The following is an 18,959-nucleotide window of genomic DNA, read 5'->3' as shown; positions in this document are numbered from 1 at the left end:
CAGTCCGTCGTGAGTGAAAAAGAGGGTTAGAACCCTCTTTTTCACTCACGACGGTGGCAACCGTCGGGCGCCGGGCGGCGTGGAAGGGGCACCAACACACGCACAACAGAAAAGAGCGAGGGGGTCGGTGCCATGAGCCTCGTGGAAATCCTGCTGGTTTCCGCCGGTGGCGTCATCGCCGTGCTGATCGTCGTCTTCGGGATCCTGCGGCTGCTGTACAAAGTGGCCGAACCGAACGAGGCGCTGATCATCTCCGGGCTGGGGGTCCGCGTCGACCGCGCGGAGACCGCGGACAGCCTGGGCTTCAAGATCATCACCGGCCGCGGGGTGAACGTCATCCCCGGCTTCCAGACCGCGCGGCGGCTGTCGCTGGACACCCGCGGCGTCAACCTGCAGGTCTCCTGCGTCACCAAGCAGGGGCTGCCGGTCACCGTGCGGGCCGTCGTGATCTACAAGGTCGGGGACGACTACGCCTCGATCGCCAACGCCGCCCGCCGGTTCCTGGACCAGCAGAAGGGCATGAACGACACGATCCACGAGCTGTTCTCCGGGCACCTGCGCTCGATCGTCGGCGGGCTGACCATCGAGGAGATGATCCACAACCGGGACGCGCTCACCGGCGAGGTGCGCCAGTCCTCGGCCACCGAGATGATCAAGCTCGGGCTGATCGTCGACTCGCTGCAGATCCAGGAGATCGACGACGAGTCCGGCTACATCCTCAACCTCGGCAAGCCGCACGCTGCCGCGATCGCCGCGTCCGCCCGCATCGCCGAAGCGCAGCGCGACCAGGAGGCCGCCGAGGTCGAGCAGGTCTCGGCCGCGAAGAAGGCCGCCGCCGTCCGCGAGAGCCAGATCCAGCAGGCCGGCTACCAGGCCGAGGTGGACCAGGCGCGGGCGAAGGCGTCGCAGTCCGGGCCGCTGGCCGAGGCGACCGCGCGCCAGGAGGTCGTCGTCCAAGAGACGCGGGCCGCCGAGCTGGAGGCGGCGCTGGCCGAGCAGCGGCTGCAGTCGCAGGTCCGCAAGCCGGCCGACGCGAAGGCGTACGACACCCGGACCACGGCCGACGCCGCCCGCGACGCCTCCATCGCCAAGGCACAGGCCGAGGCGAAGGAGACCGAGCTGCGGGCCGCAGCGGACGCCACCCGCGTGAAGACCGCCGCCGAGGCCGAGGCCCAGGCCACCAAGGCCCGCGCCGAAGCGACGGCGGGCGCGACCCGGGCCACCGGTGAGGCCGAGGCCGCCGCGGCCAAGGCCCGCGGCCTGGCGGAGGCGGAAGCCGCGAAGGCGCGCGGCCTCGCCGAAGCCGAGGCGGCCCGTGCGAAGGGCCTGGCCGAGGCGGACGCGATCAAGGCGCGGGCGGCGGCGCTGGCGGAGAACCAGGAAGCCGTCGTCGCGCAGCAGCTGGCCGAGCGCTGGCCGGAGATCGTCGAGGCGGGCGCGAGCGCGTTCGGCAACGTCGACCACATGGTCGTGCTCAACGGCGCCGACGGCATGTCCGACATGTTCGCCAAGGCGCTGTCGCTCGGCGGGACCGGCCTCGGCCTGGCCCGCCAGCTGATGGACGCCATGGGCAAGCCGACGGAGAAGGAGCTCGACGAGGCCGCGCGGAAGAACGGCGAACTGAAGCTCAGCGACTGACGGATCACCGTGTGTGTACGGCCCTTGTGTCCCGGATCACGGGGAGCAAGGGCCGTACGCCCGATCGGGGGCGGAAATTCCCGGGCGGTTGTCCTACCGTGGGCGCATGGTGCCGGACAGCGTGTCGCGGGCCGCCCGATGAGCAGCTTCTTCACCGGCGGTCCGCGCGAGCGTCCCCTGTTCCCCGTCCCCGAACAGGAGCTCTACGCGTTCAACGGGCGGCACTGGACCGATCCCCCGCGCGAATACATCGTCCCGGCCGTGCTGCCGTGGGCGCAGCCGCTGGGCCGCTCCGAACGCACGGTGGTCGCGCTGCGGGCCATCGAGGTGTGGCCGCAGGCGCTGACCCTGCGCGTCACGGTGTACTCCCGGGACAGCCTGGTCGACGACCCCGCCGAGGGCCTGATCGACCACCGGCGCAAGCCCGACTACAACGGGCTGCTCATCGGCGTGCTCTACGCCGACGGCAGCCGGGCGAGCTCCGAGACGATCTCGGTGCCGTCCGCGTCCGAACCGGAGGCCCCGGTGCTGCGGGCCACGCCGGTCGGCGGCACGCGGTTCGCCGTCGAGCACGAGATCTTCCTGTGGCCCCTCCCCTCGGCCGGCCCGCTGAAGCTGGTCGTGCAGTGGACGGACCGGGAGATCCCGGAGACCCGCACCACGCTCGACGGCGGCGCGATCCGCGCCGCGGCGAAGGACGCCGCGGAGATCTGGCCGGGGCTCGGCAAGCGGCAGGTGAACGGCCTGCCGGTGCGCCGCGTCGGCAAGCAGGTCGCGCTCACCCCCGATTGGGGCACGCCGGTGGCCCGGGCGGAAGAACCCGGGCATGCTCCGGGGGAATGAGCCCGTTTTCGATCTGTGAGCCGGGGCACCGCGGCCCGGGGTGTCTCGAACGGACGAACGGGGTGGGTAGTTAGCGTCGTGGAAACACTTCGACCACCCGGCCGTCACGTCGGGCTGGTGCAGTGGGTTCCTTCCCTTCCGACGCACGTGGCCGTGCGCCCCCCGCGAACCCGGAAAGGTCGCCCATGGCAGGCTCGCCGCTCAGCGCGCTCGACGTCGCTTTCCTGTGCCTGGAAAGCGAAACCACCCCGATGCACATGGGGGCGGTGGTCACCTTCACCGCCCGCGGCCCGGTGGATCCGGCCGCGTTGACCGCGTTGCTCGCCCAACGGGCCGCGCGGCTGCCTAAGCTGCGCCAGCGGGCGCGCGCGGAACTGTTCCCGCCGGGCTCGGCCAGCTGGAGCGACGACCCGGGTTTCACCGCGGCCGACCACGTTCACCACGTCGTGTTGAGTTCGCTGTACGAGCCGGACCCCCTCGCGGCGTACGCGTCGCAGTGGATCGCCGAGCCGCTCGACACGACCCGGCCGCTGTGGGACCTCACGCTGGTCACCGGCCTGCCGGACGGGAACTTCGCGCTGCTGCTGAAACTGCACCACGCGCTGACCGACGGCGCCGGCGCGTACGCGGTTGCGGCCGGGCTGCTCGACGGCGTCAAGCTGCCGGACCGGGCGTCCGCGCCGATCTCCGCCCCGCGCTCCACTTTGGACACGGTGAAGGACGCCCTCGGCACGGTCCGGGACCAGGCCGGGATCGCCTCGTCGCTGGTGCGGGCGGCCCGCCCGCCGCTGTCGCCGGTGTCGGCACCGCCGTCGGCCGAGCGCCGCCTCGGGTTCGCCCGGCTGCCGCTGACCGAGCTGCGCCGGGTGCGCCGCGCCCACGGCGGCACGACCAACGACGTCGTGCTCGCGGTGCTGTCCGGAGCCCTGCGCGAGTGGCTGGTCAACCGCGGGCAGCGGGCCGACGGCCGCACGCTGCGCGCGCTGATCCCGGTGAGCGTGCGCGGCCGGGCCGGTGCGCAGCTCGGCGGCAACAAGCTCTCGGGGTACCTGTGCGACCTGCCGGTCGGCGAGGACGACCCGGTCGAGCGGCTGCGGGTGGTCCGCCGGGCGATGACCCGCAACAAGGCGGCGGGCCCGAGCCGCGGTGCCGGCGCACTGCCGCTGCTGGCCGACCGGGTCCCGCCGCTGCTGCACCGCCTGGGCACCCGCACGGCGGGCCGGGCCGCGCCGATGCTGTTCGACCTGGTGATCACCACGGTCCCGCTGCCCCCGGCCCGCCTGTCGCTCGACGGCGCGAGGCTGGCGGAGGTCTACCCGTTCGTGCCGCTGGCCCCGCGCCACGCGGTGGGCATCGCGGTCGCCACGTACCGGGATTCGGTCCACATCGGACTGCAGGCCAACGGCGCGGCGGTGCCGGACGTGGGCTCGCTGCGGGACGCGGTCCTGAAGTCGGCGGCCCGCCTGCTCGACGCCTGCTGATCCAAGCGGGGCCGGGCTAGCCGCGCAGCATCTCCGCGACCAGGAACGCCAGCTCCAGAGACTGCTGCGTGTTCAGCCGCGGGTCGCAGGCCGTCTCGTAGCGGCCCGACAGGTCGATGTCCGAGATCTCCTGGGCCCCGCCCAGGCACTCGGTGACGTCCTCGCCCGTCAGCTCCACGTGGATGCCGCCCGGGTAGGTGCCCAGCTTGTTGTGCACCTCGAAGAAGCCTTGGACCTCGTCGACGATCCGGTCGAAGTGGCGGGTCTTGTAGCCGGTCGACGACTCGTGGGTGTTGCCGTGCATCGGGTCGCACTGCCAGATGACCTTGTGCCCGGACGCCTCGACCTTCTCCACGATCGCCGGCAGCACCTCGCGGACCTTGCCGTTGCCCATCCGCGCGATCAGCGTCAGCCGGCCCGGCTCGTGGCGCGGGTCGAGCCGCTCGACGTACTCGAGCGCCTGCTCCGGCGTGGTCGTCGGGCCGATCTTCAACCCGATCGGGTTGGCCAGTAGCTCGGCGAACGCGATGTGCGCGCCGTCCAGCTGGCGGGTCCGCTCGCCGACCCACAGGAAGTGCGACGAGAGGTTGTAGAGCTTCGGGTTGGCCGCGTCCGCGTTGTCCATGCGCAGCATCGCCCGCTCGTAGTCGAGCAGCAGCGCCTCGTGGCTGGCGAAGATCTCCGTCGACTGCAGCGACGTGTCGGTGACGCCGCACGCCGACATGAACCGCAGGCCGCGGTCGATCTCGTTGGCCAGCGACTCGAAGCGCTGCGCGGCCGGCGACGCCGACACGAAGTCCTTGTTCCAGTCGTGCACCTGGTGCAGGTCGGCCATGCCGGCGGCGGTGAGCGCGCGGACCAGGTTCATCGCGGCGCCCGCGTTCGCGTAGGCGCGGATCATCCGGCCGGGGTCCGGCACGCGCAGCTCGGGCTTGGCGACCAGGGAGTTGATGATGTCGCCGCGGTAAACCGGCAGGCCCAGTGCGTCCGTCGCGGCCGAGCGCGGCTTCGCGTACTGGCCGGCGATGCGGCCGACCTTGACCACCGGCAGGCTCGCGCCGTAGGTGAGCACGACGGCCATCTGCAGCAGCGTGCGCAGGTTGGCGCGGATGTGCGGCTCGGTGTTGGACTCGAACGTCTCCGCGCAGTCGCCGCCCTGCAGGAGGAAGGCCTCGCCGCGGGCGACCATGGCCAGGTGGCTCTTCAGCCGGTCGATCTCGGCCGGGACGGTGATCGGCGGCACGCTCTCCAGCACGCCGCGGACCCGGCGGGTGGCCTCGGGGTCGGGCCACTCCGGCTGCTGAGCGGCCGGGAGGGCCAGCGCCTGGTCGAGCCGCTCCCGCAGTTCGGGCGGCAGCGGCGGGAGCTCGGGCAGTGTGTCGACGGGGACGTCCACAGTCCAGTTCACGCGGTCCAGGATAAGGTTCGCGCCGTGCTCCGCTTCTCCCGGCTGGCCACCGAGGTCCTGGCCCCTTGGGTGTGGGTCCTGACGCTGCCGCTCGCCGTGGCCTGGGCCGCCACCGGGCACCGGCCGCTCCCGGCGCTGACCTGGGGCCTGCTCATCTCCGTCACCGGTTCGCTGATCCCGATGGCGGTGATCGTCCGCGGCGCGAGACGCGGCAAGTGGGACGGCCACCACGTGACGAACCGGGCCGGCCGCCGGGTCCCGCTGCTGGTCGCCGGGGCGTCGCTCGGTCTCGGTTTCGCCGTGCTGCTCGCCGGCGGCTCGCCTGCGCAGCTGGTCGCGCTGGCCGCGTCGATGCTGGCGAGCCTGGTGGTCGCGGTGGCGATCACCTTCGGCGCGAAGTTCAAGATCTCCCTGCACGCCGCGGTCGCCTCGGCCGCCGTGGTCGTGCTGACGCTGACGTACGGCCCGTGGGCGCTCTTGCTCGTCCTGCCGACGGCCTGGGTGGCGTGGTCACGCGTGGCGCTGCGCGACCACACCACCCCGGAAGTGCTGGCCGGACTGCTGATGGGGGTCGTCGCCGGCGGGGGCGGCTACTGGGCGCTGCTCACCACCTTGACCTGACCCCGGGAATCAGCAGGAACCGTCCGCCGCGGGGAAGACCCCGTCCCGCAGGTAGCGCAGCACCACCTCGTTTCCGCAGGCGTTTTCCCGGGTGAACACCCCGTGCCCGCCGGCGTCGACGGTCACCATCCGCGCACGGTCCCCGAGCGCCGCCCGCGTCTCCCGCGCGCCGGACAGCGGGGTCGCCGGGTCGCGCAGGTTCTGCACCAGCAGGACGTTCGCCGGGCCGGGGCCGCCGACGCGCACCGGCGGCTCGGTGCGTTCGACCGGCCAGAACGCGCACGGGTTCACGTTCGCCGCGGCCGGGCCGAACATCGGGTGCCGCGCCCGTTCGCGCTCGACGGCGTGCTGGTAGTAACCGATCCGCTCGGGCCAGTCGGCGTCGTTGCAGATCACCTGCAGCTGCAGCGCGGCGTGGTTGTCGCCGTCGACGGGCCCGGCCGCGGCGCGCGCGGTGCCCGCCCAGTCCCGGGCCACCGCCGGGAAGGAGGCGTCGTCGTAGAGGCCGTTCCACGTGTTCGACCGGAACTCGGGTCCGCGGACGGCGGCGAGCTCGAAGAACTTCGCCGTCACCGCCGCCGGGGTCCGCCCCAGGTGGTAGACGTCGTCACGCTGGGCCGCCCACGCGGCGAAGTCCGGGAAGCGGTCGTCGAAGCCCTCGGCGAAGCGCTGGTTGGCGCGGACGTCGAGGCCCCGCGGGCCGAGGACACTGTCGAGCACGATCCGGTCGGTGTGGCCGGGGAACATCGACGCGTAGGCGGCGCCGAGGTAGCTGCCGTAGGAGACGCCGTAATAGGAGATCTTCTTCTCCCCCAGCGCTTCCCGGATCCGGTCGAGGTCACGGGCGGTGTTCGCCGTCGTCATGTGCGGCAGCAGGTCCTTTGTGGACGCACTCCCGCACTTTTCCGCGACGGCACGCGCTTTCGCCGCGGTGGCGGCGACGTCCCGCGGCCCGTCCGCGTACGGGCCGAGGACCGCGCCGCGCTCCTCCGCCGTCGTCATGCCGCACGTCACCGGCGTGCTGTAGGTGGTGCCGCGCGGGTCGAACCCGATGACGTCGTAGGCGTCCGGCAGGCCGGTGCCGCCCGCGCGCTGCAGCAGCTGGGCGGGCATGGCGAGCCCGGGGCTGCCGGGCCCGCCGGGGTTCATCAGCAGCACGCCTCGTCTTTTGCCGGGGAGGGCGGCGTGGCGGGAGAGCGTGAGCTCGATGGTGCGGCCAGGGTGCGCGTAGTCGAGCGGCACGCGCAGGGTCGCGCACTCGAGCCCGGCCGTCGGGGACGGCGTCATGCCGTAGTCCGGGCAGGGGGACGTCCACTGCAGTCTTGGAGCCGCCTCCGCCGGTGGCGCGGCGAGCAGGGGCAGGAAGATCAGGGCGATCAGGGTTTTCCGCATACCTTGAGCCTGCTCGGCCGGGGGCGCGTGGACGTCAGCCCAGGGACCGGAACTCCCGCTCCGCCCCTGGGCTGACGGCGCCTCACGCGGCTTGCGCGCGGTTGTACAGGTTCTGCGCGTCGGTGCCGAAGTACGGCCCGAACATGTAGCCGGGCAGGAAGTTGTAGCCGAAGCTGTTCACCGAGGCCTGCACGCCGGTGCCGGTGCTCTCGTTGAACGACAGGAACCACGGACCGCCGCTGGAGCCACCGGTCATGTTGCAGCTCATGCCGTGGTCCTTGGTCAGCAGGAAGTCGGTGAAGGTGCTGCCGCTGCAGTAGATCAGCTTCGTGCCGTCGTAGGGCGCCGCGGCCGGGTAGCCGAAGGTGTACATGTTCTGGTTCTTCGGCTGGTTGAAGGCGATGCCCTGAGCACCGACGACGTCGGTGAGCCGCTGCCCGTTGAGCGGGTTCACGACGGCCATGCCGACGTCGTAGTTGATGTCCTCGCTGGCTTCCCACTGCGGCGTGGTGAGGGTGGTCTTGGCGGACCACTGGCCGTAGGGAGCGTTGCCGTTGTCGTAGCCGGGCACGAAGACCCACTGGGTGTGCCAGCTGCCCTGGTACTTCACGCAGTGCCCGGCGGTGACGACGACGCTGCCGTTGGTGCTGGTGACGGCGTCCCCGGAGCAGGACGCTTTCTGGCCGTTGAAGAGGAAGAACACGCGCCCGGCGGTCTGGGTGACCTTGCCGCCGCCGGTCCAGGGCCCACCACCGTTCGGGATGCTCTGGATGATCGCGCTCTGCCCTCTGGCGACGTCAGCCGGCGTTGCGGCGGGAGCTTGGACGAGGGAGTCCATCGGAACGGCCGCCCGCATCGCATCGGGCGTCCAGAAGGGTTTCGCGGCGGCCTGAGCGGGGGTGCCGACCAGGGCGAACGCGAGAGCGAGGATGGCGGTGATCACCGCGGTTTTCGTGTGCTTCAAGACGCCCCACCTTCCGCAGAAGTGAATCGTCGCAAAGGCGACACAACCACTCGAAAGTAGTTGGCCGTGTACAGACTGCACAGCCGCCGTCCGGCGTAACGCTTTCAGACTGGTCAGGCGTCCTCGGAGCCCAGACCCAACCGGGCCTCCTGCAGGGCCACGAACTGATCGACGACGTCGGTCAGCCCGGATTGCTCAACCGGGTTGAGCAAGGGGAGGACTCGCGCCCAGTCACCACGCCGCAGGTACTCGGCGAGCACACGCGATCGAAGAGGCCCGTCGATCCGGCCGGCGATCGCCAGCAACGCCGATTCTTTGTCGAAATCGTCAAGCAAAGTCAGTGTCAACTCAAGCGCCCGCTCACCATCGCGCCCGGCGAGTTCCTCGAGGAACGCGCGGGCCATCGAGCCGGATTTGACCCCGAGATCGTTCAGGATCTCGAGACCATCATCGCGTCCCGCTGCTCCCAGTGCCTTCGCCAGTGTCTCGGTAAGCTCGTACTCGACCCAATCAACACTGCGCCCTCGCCGGACGATGCCGACGGCGTCATCGATCCTTCCCATGGCGCACAGTTCTTCGACCACCTGGCTCTGCGCCTGTTCCCGCACACGTCCGCTTGCGAGGGCGTCCGCTCGCTCGAGTGCACGGTCAGGGACTCCCGCCGCGCAGAGAAACTCGACCACACACCGCACGTCGATCTCGTCGATCCGCCCGCCCGCCAAGCCTTCGGCGCGTTCGACGATGCGGATTATTTCGGCGCTTTCATCACGAGTTCGGAGACGGCGGAGCAACGGCACAAGCGTCCTCAATACCTCTGTCGGATCGCCGAGCCGGAACGCCAGCGACTCCGCGACCTTCACATCGCCCGACTCCGCCAGGAACCGGGCAACTTGCTCGCTGTCGACATAAGCCGGATCGGAGGTCAGGAGAACGCCGGCGAGCCGCTCGGCGGCTTCGACATTCTTTGTCGTCGTGACGAAGTCCGCGAAGCTCCGCAACGCATCACTGTAGAGGTAAGAGCCGCCCACCCGCCGAGCGATCGCTTCCGCTCGCTCCGCCAACATCCGGGTCGCGTCGAAGTCACCTGACAGAAGAGCTCCCTCCGCCATCGCGGTGAAGGCGCCGGCCCGTGCAGCGAAGTCCCTCTCACTCTCCAGCCCCGGCGACTTGGTTAGCAACAGCGCCTCGGCGCGTTCCAGTTCCCCCTTGAAGCTGAGGTGTTTCAGCACCGTGTGAAGACCGAGCTCGTCGTAGTGGGAACCCAGCCCACTGAGTGCGAAATCCGCAAACCCGACGTTGTCGTCCTCGATGGCGATTTCGAGAATTTTCAGCAACACGCTCTCGCGATGGTGCTCTTCTATCGTGGCCAATCCGGCGACCGCCGATTCGAGATCGGTCCGCGCCGTCTCCTCGAGTTCCAGACGCGCCCACAGCTTTCGTGCCGACTCGTCGTCGAGCCTGCTCATCACCCGTTGGGCTTTGGAGGTCGCGCCAGACGACAAGAGCACCCGGGCAGCCTGCGCGATCAAACCGAACCGGTACATAGAAACCAAAACCGACGAAAGTTCGATCGCGGACTCGGCGAATCCCGCCTTAAGCAGATACTGGGCCACCGAGTGGATCGCCTCTTGCCGAAGGATTCCATCCCCGATGCGACCGGCGATGGTCAGGAGCACTTCGACATCTTCCGGGCCTTCAGCAGCGGCGACGGCGAGAGCCGCTTGTGCACGCCAATCGGGATCCGCCATGTCTTCGGCCATCGACCTTGCGCGGGCGAAGTCCCCGGTTCGGGCGATCGCGCCCGCGAGCTGGGCGCGGAGATAGGGGTGCTGAGCTTCGGGCAAGGACTCGGCAACTAACCGGTCGGCGCGATCGGTCAGCCCGGCTTCCACCATGACCGCGAGCAGTTCGCCGACGGCTTCACCTCGTCGATTCTCCGACGAGATCGACCGTGCAAGTGCCTCGGCCCGGTCGAAGTCCCCCATCCTGGCCCACAATACCGGAAGCCGCGCGGGGGTCCGGGCGTTCCGGTCCCTGAGGTCATCGCTTTGCATGGTGATTTTGACCAGGCTCACGACATCAGGTTCTGATGAGTTGCAGATCACCGCTTGGACTTCGGCGACCTCGGCTTGAACCCCCGCTTCGCCCCCGGTGACCTCGATGAGACGACTCTGCCTCGCCAGATCTGTAACGCACTCGACCAACCGATCGTGCTGACCGGTTTCCTGGAGCAACCGCGGATAGCCGTGCAGCAGGAATTGCGGCGTCTCGGGCGGCCATCCCCGGACGCGGTAGCTCTCGGCCCATCTCGTGATCTGCTCACCATATGTGCGCACCGCCTGCTCACCGAGCCTGTCGGCCGCTTCGGCGTACAAGCCCTGATGGCCGAGCAGATAGACCTCGGGAGTGAATTCGGGCCGCCAACGGGCGTGCCGACGGCTGAATGCCCGGCTCTCGACACTGTCCAGGACCTCACTTATGCGGGTTCCGCCCACAAGTTCCCCGAGATCCCGGCGGCTGAGGCCGCTGCGAGCGGCCACGAGCAGGCCGAGGACATCCTTCGCTTCGCCTGCGTCCGCACCGAGCAATCGATCCAGGTCCTGCTTCATCGCGTATTTCGCCGCGATGGCCGCGGGCGAGGGCGCGAGTTCGCGGACGATAGCCGGGTCACGGAGGGGGTGATCGTCGGGCAGGACGGGCGGGATGCCGGGATTCGGCCGTCCCGAGACGATGACCCGGAGGCCGTGGACCGGCCGCCGGGGCAGCAGGGCAGCGATGCTCTTGGCTCCGTGGTCCTCGCCCGCACCCCGATCTTCGTCGAGCCCGTCAACGACGAGGATCAGCCGCCGGCCGCCGTCCGAGCACGCCTTCGCAGCGGCATCGAGCAGACCGCGGAAGTCGGATTCGCTCGCCTGCTCGGGGGACTTGACTCGCGCCACTACCGCCAGCTGCGGAACCACTTCGGCCAGGAAGCCCGCGCGGGTGTCGGCCCTCGTGTCCCGAGCCGTGATGAGGAACGAGACCACCCGGACATCCTTGGGCGGGTTGAGCACGAACCACGACATCAATGCGGTTTTCCCGCTCCACGCTTCCGCCCGCCACCACGCATAGGCAGGTGCGGGGTCGGGGTCCAGGCAAAACCGCCTCAGCTCCGCCAGCTCGGTCGTACGCCCCAGCAAGTTGCCGGGTGCCACGTCGCGGACTGTGCCGAGGTACCACGACTGCGCCATGCCGGGCGCACCGTAGTGGACGTCGCCGGCAACCGTACCGATCTGGAGCACGTTGCCGGTCAGGTCGCCGCCGATGATCACCGAGTTCGCGCTGGTGTCCGGTTCGTCTTCCTCCGGTTGGCTCATCGACAGTCCTCCCCGAACCCGTCCCTGGCTCTCCCCTGCGTCGCCACGATAACGCCCCGTGTTACGCCGGAAGCCCCCTCACCAGTGGCGAGGGGGCTTCCGAGACGAACGGATCAGACGACCGCGAGCGGCAACGCCGTCGGGTGCACCGGCGCCGGCAGGTCCGACGCCCCCGTCAGGTACGTGTCCACCGCGTTGGCCACCGACCGGCCCTCCGCGATCGCCCACACCACCAGCGACGCGCCTCGGTGCGCATCCCCGCAGACGAACACCCCCGGCGTCTCCGTCTGCCAGTCCGCGCCGCACGAAAGCGTCCCGCGCCGGGTCAAGGACAAGCCGAGCCCGGACAGCAGCGGCATCTCCTCGACGCCCTCGAAGCCGATCGCCAGCAGGACCAGGTCCGCCGGCAGCGTCTCGACCTCGTCGTTGACCGGGATGACCTCGCGCCGTCCGGTGGCCGGGTCCTTCTGGACGCGGACCTGCTGGAGCTCGACCGCCGTCACGCGGCCTTCTTCGGAACCCACGAACCGCTTGACCGCCACCGCGAACTTGCGCTCGCCCGCCTCTTCGTGCGCCGCGTACGTGCGCAGGATGTACGGCCACGTCGGCCACGGCGAGCGCTCGTCGTCGCGGACCGTGGGCGGCATCGGGTACTGGTCGAGCTGGGTCACCGACAGCGCGCCCTGGCGGGTGGCCGTTCCGTACGAATCCGCGCCGGTGTCGCCGCCGCCGATGATCACCACGTGCTTGCCGCGGGCGTCGATCGCGGGCGGGCCGTCGCCCTCGACGTACTTGTTGGCCGGGACCAGGTGCTCCATCGCCAGGTGGATGCCCGCCAGCTCGCGGCCCGGCGTCGTCGTGTCGTCGCGGCCGCGCAGTGCTCCCACCGCCAGGACCACCGCGTCGTACTGCGCGCGCAGGTCCTCCACCGACAGGTCGACGCCGACCTCGCAGCCCGTCACGAACCGGGTGCCCTCCTTGCGCAGCTGCGCCAGGCGCCGGTCGAGGACCTTCTTCTCCATCTTGAACTCGGGGATGCCGTAGCGCAGCAGCCCGCCGAGCCGGTCGTCGCGCTCGAAGACCGTGACCTCGTGGCCCGCGCGGGTCAGCTGCTGGGCCGCCGCCAGCCCGGCCGGGCCGGAGCCGACGATCGCCACCCGGCGGCCACTGGACACTTCGGACACCTGCGGCTGGACGTAGCCCGCTTCCCAGGACTGGTCGGCGATCGTCTGCTCGACGCGCTTGATCGACACCGGCCCGCCCGACAGCGGCGAGATCGACAGCACGCAGCCCGCCTCGCACGGCGCCGGGCACAGCTTCCCGGTGAACTCGGGGAAGTTGTTGGTCGCGTGCAGCCGGTCGCTCGCCGCGGCCCAGTCGCCGCGGCGGACCAGGTCGTTCCACTCCGGGATCAGGTTGCCCAGCGGGCAGCCCGAGCCGCCGGAGTGGCAGAACGGGATGCCGCAGTCCATGCAGCGCGACGCCTGCTTGCGCACCTGCTCGTTGCGCTCGTTCGGGTCGACGTCCGCGTAGACCTCGCCCCACGAGGAAAGCCGCTCCTCATAGGACTTCTTCGCGGGCTCTTCGCGTTCGTACTTCAGGAAACCGGTCGGGTCAGCCACGAGCGGCCTCCATGATCGCCTCGTCGACGTCGCGGCCGGCAGCGCGCGCTGCCTTCGCCGCGTCCAGGACCCGCTGGTAGTCGCGCGGCATCACCTTCGTGAACGCCACCGACCGGCGCGGCCAGTCGCCGAGCAGCGAGGCCGCCACCGCGGAGCGGGTGAGATCGTAGTGCTGTTGCACGGTTTTCTTGAGCCACGCCAGATCGTCGGCGGTCGGGCGCAGCAGGTCCACCATGTCCTGGTTGACCTTCTTCGCGTCGACGTCGAGGACGAAGGCGATGCCGCCGGACATGCCGGCCGCCAGGTTGCGCCCGGTCGGCCCGAGCACCACCGCGCGGCCGCCGGTCATGTACTCGAAGGCGTGGTCGCCGACGCCTTCGGCGACGACCGTGGCGCCGGAGTTGCGGACGCAGAAGCGTTCGCCGACCTGGCCGCGCAGGAAGATCTCGCCACCGGTGGCGCCGTAGGCGATCGTGTTGCCCGCGATTGTCTGCGCTTCGGCGGCGAAGGACGCCTCCGGGTCGGGGCGGACCACGACCCGGCCGCCGGAGAGGCCCTTGCCGACGTAGTCGTTCGCGTCGCCGACCATGTCGAGGGTGATGCCGCGCGGCAGGAACGCGCCGAGCGACTGCCCCGCCGAACCGGTCAGCTTGACGTTGATCGTGCCCTCGGGCAGGCCGTCGCCGCCGTAGCGGCGGGTGATCTCCGAGCCGAGCAGCGTGCCGACGGTCCGGTTGACGTTGCGCACCGGCAGCTCGATGTTCACCTGGTGCGCGTCTTCCAGTGCCGCCTCGGCGAGCTGGATGAGCGTGCGGTCCAGGGCGTGCTCGAGACCGTGGTCCTGGCCGCGGGTGCGCCGCTTGGCGCCACCGTACGGCGTCTCCGAAGGCATCTCGAAGATCGGCGCGAGGTCCAGACCGGACGCCTTCCAGTGGTCGACGGCTTCGTCGGTGTTCAGCAGCTCGGCGTGGCCGATGGCCTCGTCGAGCGTGCGGAAGCCGAGCGCCGCCAGGGTTTCCCGGACTTCTTCGGCGACGAACTTGAAGAAGTTGACCACGTGCTCGACCTGGCCGGTGTAGCGCTTGCGCAGTTCCGGGCTCTGCGTGGCGACGCCGACCGGGCAGGTGTCGAGGTGGCAGACGCGCATCATGATGCAGCCCGCCACGACGAGCGGGGCCGTCGCGAAGCCGTACTCCTCGGCGCCGAGCAGCGCCGCGATGACGACGTCGCGCCCGGTCTTCATGGCGCCGTCGACCTGCACGGTGATCCGGTCGCGCAACCCGTTGAGCAGCAACGTCTGCTGGGTCTCGGCCAGGCCGATCTCCCACGGCGTGCCCGCGTGCTTGAGCGAGTTCATCGGGGACGCGCCGGTGCCGCCGTCGTGGCCCGAGATGAGCACGACGTCCGCGTGCGCCTTGGACACACCCGCCGCGACCGTGCCGACGCCGAGGGAGGACACCAGCTTCACGTGGATGCGGGCGTGCTCGTTGGCGTTCTTGAGGTCGTGGATCAGCTGGGCCAGGTCCTCGATGGAGTAGATGTCGTGGTGCGGCGGCGGCGAAATGAGGCCGACGCCCGGCGTGGAGTGCCGGGTCCGCGCGATCCACGGGTACACCTTGTTCGGCGGCAGCTGGCCGCCCTCGCCGGGCTTCGCGCCCTGCGCCATCTTGATCTGGATGTCGTCGGCGTTGACCAGGTATTCGCTCGTGACGCCGAAGCGGCCCGACGCGACCTGCTTGATCGCGCTGCGGCGTTCGGGGTCGTAGAGCCGCTCGGGGTCCTCGCCGCCCTCGCCGGTGTTGGACCGGCCGCCGATCCGGTTCATCGCGATGGCCAGGGTTTCGTGCGCCTCGGCCGAAATCGAGCCGTACGACATCGCGCCGGTGTTGAAGCGCTTGAAGATCGCTTCAGCGGGCTCGACCTCGTCCAGTGGCACCGGCTCGCGGACGCCTTCCTTGAACGAGAACAGCCCGCGCAGCGTGCCGCCCTCGCGGTAAAGACGGTGTACCTCGTCGGTGTACTTGCGGTACACCTCGTCGCGGCCGGTCTTGGACGCGTGCTGCAGCAGGAACACCGTCTCCGGCGTGAACAGGTGCAGCTCGCCCTCGCGGCGGTAGGCGTACTCGCCGCCCGTCTCGAGTCCACGGTGGACGCGGTCGGTCGGGTTCTCCGGGTACGCGCGGCGGTGCCGCGTCGCGACCTCTTCGGCGAGCACCTCCAGGCCGACGCCGCCGAGCTTCGACGACGTCCCGGTGAAGTACTCGTCGAGCAGGTCCTGGCTGAGGCCGAGGGATTCGAAGACCTGGGCGGCGGTGTACGCGCCGACCGTGGAGATGCCCATCTTGGACATGATCTTCAGGACGCCCTTGACCAGCGCGTGCACGTAGTTGCGCACGGCCTTCGCGGGCTCGATGCCGGTGACCGCGCCCTGCCCGATCATGTCCTCGATGGTCTCGAAGGCCAGGTACGGGTTGACCGCGGCGGCGCCGTAGCCGAGCAGCAGCGCGATGTGGTGCACCTCGCGCGCGTCGCCGGATTCGACGACCAGCGCGACGCGCAGGCGTTCCTTGGTGCGGACCAGGTGGTGGTGTACCGCGGACACGAGCAGCAGCGACGGGATCGGCGCCATCCGGTGGTCGGAGTCGCGGTCGGACAGCACCAGCGTGCGCGCTCCGGCCGCGATCGCCTCGGACGCCTCCCGCCGGACGCGCTCGATGGCCGCGGCGAGCGCTTCCGCGCCACCGTCCACTTCGTACAGTCCGGAAAGGACGCTGCAGGCGAAGCCGGGGAGGTCGCCGTCGTCGTTGATGTGGATGAGCTTGGCCAGCTCGTCGTTGTCGATGACCGGGTACGGCAGCTTCAGGTGGCGGCAGGACGCCGGACCGGGGGCCAGCAGGTTGCGCTCCGGGCCCATGATCCGCGCCATGCAGGTGACGAGCTCCTCGCGGATCGCGTCCAGCGGCGGGTTGGTCACCTGGGCGAAGTTCTGCTTGAAGTAGTCGTAGAGCAGCCGGGACCGCTTCGACAGCACCGCGGGCGGGGTGTCCGACCCCATCGAGCCGATCGGCTCGGCGCCCTTCTCGGCCATCGGCGCGAGCAGGATCTTGAGCTCTTCTTCGGTGTAGCCGAAGGAAAGCTGGCGGCGCAGCACGGAGTCGTGGCTCTGCACGACGTGGTCGCGGTCGGGCAGCTCGGCGATCTTGAGCAGGCCCGCGTGCAGCCACGAGTCGTAGGGCAGCTCGGCGGCCAGGGCGGACTTGACCTCTTCGTCGTCCACGATCCGGCCGGCTTCGGTGTCGACCAGGAACATCTTGCCGGGCTTGAGCCGGCCCTTCGCCACGACGTCCTTCGGGGCGACGTCCAGCACACCCGCCTCGCTGGCCAGGACCACGCGGTCGTCGGCCGTGCGCCACCAGCGCGCCGGACGCAGGCCGTTCCGGTCGAGGACCGCCCCGACCAGGCTGCCGTCGGTGAAGGTGACGCAGGCCGGGCCGTCCCACGGCTCCATCAGGCTCGCGTGGAACTGGTAGAACGCGCGCCGTTCGGGCTTCATGGTGGCGTGGTTCTCCCACGCCTCCGGGATCATCATCAGCACCGCGTGCGGCAGCGACCGGCCGCCCAGGTGCAGCAGCTCCAAGACCTCGTCGAAGGACGCCGAGTCCGACGCGTCCGGCGAGCAGATCGGGAACAGCCGGGACAGGTCGCCGGGGATGACGTCGGATTCGAGCAGCGCCTCGCGGGCCCGCATGCGGTTGCGGTTGCCGCGGATGGTGTTGATTTCCCCGTTGTGGGCGACGAACCGGAACGGGTGGGCCAGCGGCCACGACGGGAAGGTGTTGGTGGAGAAGCGGGAGTGCACCAGCGCGATGGCGCTTTCCAGGCGTTCGTCGCGCAGGTCGCCGAAGAACGCGGGCAGCTGCTCCGGCGTCACCATGCCCTTGTAGACGATCGTCCGCGAGGACAGCGACGGGAAGTACGTGCCGCAGCCGGAGTTCGCGCTTTCGTGCTCGACGCGCTTGCGCAGGCAGAAGGCCAGCCGGTCCAGCTCCAGGCCCGATTTTCCGTCGCCGGTGACGAAAAGCATGGCGAAGTGGGGCATGACCGAGCGGGCGGTCGGGCCGATGTCGGCGCGGTCGGCGTCGACGGGCACCTCCCGCCAGCCGAGGACCTCCAGTCCTTCTTCGACGGCGATGCGTTCGGCCAGCTCGACGGCCTTGCGGCGCTGCTCGGCGTCTTGCGGCAGGAACGCGATGCCGGCGGCGTAGGTGTGGTGCCCGTGCTCGTCCGGGGCGGGCAGCTCGAAGCCGGCCTCGGCGCGCAGCAGCGCGTCGGGCAGCTGGAGCAGGATGCCGGCGCCGTCGCCGGAGGTGGGCTCGGCACCCGCGGCGCCGCGGTGGTCGAGGTTGGTCAGCGCGGCCAGGCCGTCGGTGACGATGCCGTGGGAGCGGCGCCCGCGGATGTCGGCCACCATGGCCACACCGCAGGAGTCCTGCTCGGTCTCCGGGTCGTACAGACCCTGCTTGCCGGGAATGGCGGAGAAGATCAACGGGACCTCCTTCGTCGTCTTGTCGTGCGGGGCCGGGCTACCGGCCGGGGAGCGCACGGGACGACGATGGCCCGCTTCGTTAGCGCGACTTTAACACCTGGGAAACACCGCAGCAGCACTCCAGAGCGCCTCGAGCGACGTCGGACGGTAACGATCTGGCTGCGCGGAACGACGTAGTTCCTGATGGCTTCCCGGTAGTTCGTTCCGCTAAGTATACGGCCCGGAAACTCCGGTCAAGACGAACGTGACCTGATCGGCGCCCTGTGTCCCCGGTCACTAGAACGTGTTACATTTCGCCGCATGATCCTCGATCGGTTCAAGCTCACCGACCAGGTCGCGGTGGTCACCGGCGCCGGACGCGGGATCGGCGCGGCCACCGCCGTCGCTCTCGCCGAAGCGGGCGCCGACGTGGTGATCGCGTCCCGCACCGCCGCCCAGCTCGACGAGGTGGCTGCCCGCGTCTCGGCGGCCGGCCGCCGGGCGTTCCCGGTGCCCGTCGACCTCTCCTCCCCCGAGGCGGCGGCCGCGCTGGCCGCGACGGCGGTGTCGGAGTTCGGGCGCCTCGACCTGGTGGTCAACAACGTCGGCGGCACGTACCCGCGCCCGTTGCTGGAGAGCACCGTCGAGTTCATGGAGGAAGCGTTCCGCTTCAACGTCGCGACGGCCCACGCGCTGACGGTGGCGGCGGCGCCTTCGCTGCTGGAGACGGGCGGCTCGGTGGTCAACATCTCGTCGGTGATGGGCCGGGTGAGCGGCCGCGGCTTCGCGGCGTACGGAACGGCGAAAGCGGCTCTGGCGCACTACACGCGCCTGGCGGCGGCGGACCTGGCCCCGAAGGTGCGGGTGAACGCGATCTCGGTGGGCTCGGTGGCGACGTCGGCGCTGGAGATCGTGGTGGGGAACCCGGAGCTGAAGGAGAAGATGGAGGCCGCGACACCGCTGGGGAAGATCGGCGAGGCCGAGAACATCGCGGCGACGGTGGTGTTCCTGGCGTCGCGGGCGGGCGGGTACATCACGGGCAAGATCCTCGAGGTCGACGGCGGGTTGCAGACACCGAACCTCGAGCTGGGCCTGCCCGACCTCTGACG

The 18,959-nt window shown here is 70.4% G+C and carries 11 protein-coding genes; 5 read left to right on the top strand and 6 right to left on the bottom strand.

Features of this window, described 5'->3' with window-relative positions; genetic code table 11:
• Positions 1 to 132: 132 nt before the first annotated feature.
• From ACFPLC_RS26385 to ACFPLC_RS26375, 3 genes are all read left to right on the top strand, one after another.
• On the top strand, positions 133 to 1,638 hold the full coding sequence (locus tag ACFPLC_RS26385; RefSeq protein ID WP_378198583.1) for an SPFH domain-containing protein: 1,506 nt from the start codon (positions 133 to 135) through the stop codon (positions 1,636 to 1,638).
• A gap of 138 nt (positions 1,639 to 1,776) precedes the next feature.
• On the top strand, positions 1,777 to 2,481 hold the full coding sequence (locus ACFPLC_RS26380) for a hypothetical protein (protein ID WP_378198586.1): 705 nt from the start codon (positions 1,777 to 1,779) through the stop codon (positions 2,479 to 2,481).
• A 185-nt stretch (positions 2,482 to 2,666) separates the two neighbouring features.
• Positions 2,667 to 3,962, top strand: a complete 1,296-nt coding sequence (locus tag ACFPLC_RS26375; RefSeq protein ID WP_378198589.1) for a wax ester/triacylglycerol synthase family O-acyltransferase — start codon at positions 2,667 to 2,669, stop codon at positions 3,960 to 3,962.
• Positions 3,963 to 3,978: 16 nt separating this feature from the next.
• Here ACFPLC_RS26375 and ACFPLC_RS26370 read toward each other — a convergent pair whose 3' ends face one another.
• A complete protein-coding gene (locus ACFPLC_RS26370; RefSeq protein ID WP_191310980.1) occupies positions 3,979 to 5,370 on the bottom strand; it encodes a class II 3-deoxy-7-phosphoheptulonate synthase in 1,392 nt (463 codons plus the stop codon).
• 24 nt (positions 5,371 to 5,394) lie between these two features.
• On the opposite strand from ACFPLC_RS26370, the gene ACFPLC_RS26365 reads away from it, so the two are divergent.
• The gene (locus ACFPLC_RS26365; RefSeq protein ID WP_378198592.1) at positions 5,395 to 5,991 is read left to right on the top strand and encodes a hypothetical protein; all 597 of its coding nucleotides are present in this window, start codon (positions 5,395 to 5,397) and stop codon (positions 5,989 to 5,991) included.
• A 9-nt stretch (positions 5,992 to 6,000) separates the two neighbouring features.
• Here ACFPLC_RS26365 and ACFPLC_RS26360 read toward each other — a convergent pair whose 3' ends face one another.
• From ACFPLC_RS26360 to gltB, 5 genes are all read right to left on the bottom strand, one after another.
• Positions 6,001 to 7,383, bottom strand: a complete 1,383-nt coding sequence (locus ACFPLC_RS26360; RefSeq protein ID WP_378198595.1) for an alpha/beta hydrolase — start codon at positions 7,381 to 7,383, stop codon at positions 6,001 to 6,003.
• Positions 7,384 to 7,465: 82 nt separating this feature from the next.
• Positions 7,466 to 8,347 carry a trypsin-like serine peptidase gene (locus ACFPLC_RS26355; protein WP_378198597.1) on the bottom strand — a complete coding sequence of 294 codons (882 nt, stop codon included), beginning with the start codon at positions 8,345 to 8,347 and terminating at the stop codon, positions 7,466 to 7,468.
• A gap of 113 nt (positions 8,348 to 8,460) precedes the next feature.
• Complete coding sequence (locus ACFPLC_RS26350) at positions 8,461 to 11,703, bottom strand: hypothetical protein (protein ID WP_378198600.1); 3,243 nt, start codon at positions 11,701 to 11,703, stop codon at positions 8,461 to 8,463.
• A gap of 113 nt (positions 11,704 to 11,816) precedes the next feature.
• A complete protein-coding gene (locus ACFPLC_RS26345) occupies positions 11,817 to 13,325 on the bottom strand; it encodes a glutamate synthase subunit beta (protein WP_378198603.1) in 1,509 nt (502 codons plus the stop codon).
• Positions 13,318 to 17,871, bottom strand: a complete 4,554-nt coding sequence (gltB, locus tag ACFPLC_RS26340; protein ID WP_378198793.1) for a glutamate synthase large subunit — start codon at positions 17,869 to 17,871, stop codon at positions 13,318 to 13,320. The genes ACFPLC_RS26345 and gltB overlap by 8 nt, the downstream gene beginning before the upstream one ends.
• Before the next feature lie 300 nt (positions 17,872 to 18,171).
• On the opposite strand from gltB, the gene ACFPLC_RS26335 reads away from it, so the two are divergent.
• Positions 18,172 to 18,957: an SDR family oxidoreductase gene (locus tag ACFPLC_RS26335; protein ID WP_378235943.1), complete on the top strand. Its 786-nt coding sequence runs from the start codon at positions 18,172 to 18,174 to the stop codon at positions 18,955 to 18,957.
• The last annotated feature ends 2 nt before the right edge of the window (positions 18,958 to 18,959 follow it).

The organism is Amycolatopsis plumensis (assembly GCF_042652605.1).
GTDB lineage: Bacteria > Actinomycetota > Actinomycetes > Mycobacteriales > Pseudonocardiaceae > Amycolatopsis > Amycolatopsis plumensis.
This window is presented reverse-complemented; position numbering and strand designations above follow the sequence as displayed.

Bases quoted from the DNA above. Each gene is read 5' to 3' on its own strand.
- ACFPLC_RS26385 (WP_378198583.1), top strand. From the start codon at position 133: ATGAGCCTCGTGGAAATCCTGCTGGTTTCCGCCGGTGGCGTCATCGCC.
- ACFPLC_RS26380 (WP_378198586.1), top strand. From the start codon at position 1,777: ATGAGCAGCTTCTTCACCGGCGGTCCGCGCGAGCGTCCCCTGTTCCCC.
- ACFPLC_RS26375 (WP_378198589.1), top strand. From the start codon at position 2,667: ATGGCAGGCTCGCCGCTCAGCGCGCTCGACGTCGCTTTCCTGTGCCTG.
- ACFPLC_RS26360 (WP_378198595.1), bottom strand. From the start codon at position 7,383: ATGCGGAAAACCCTGATCGCCCTGATCTTCCTGCCCCTGCTCGCCGCG.
- ACFPLC_RS26350 (WP_378198600.1), bottom strand. From the start codon at position 11,703: ATGAGCCAACCGGAGGAAGACGAACCGGACACCAGCGCGAACTCGGTG.
- ACFPLC_RS26335 (WP_378235943.1), top strand. From the start codon at position 18,172: ATGATCCTCGATCGGTTCAAGCTCACCGACCAGGTCGCGGTGGTCACC.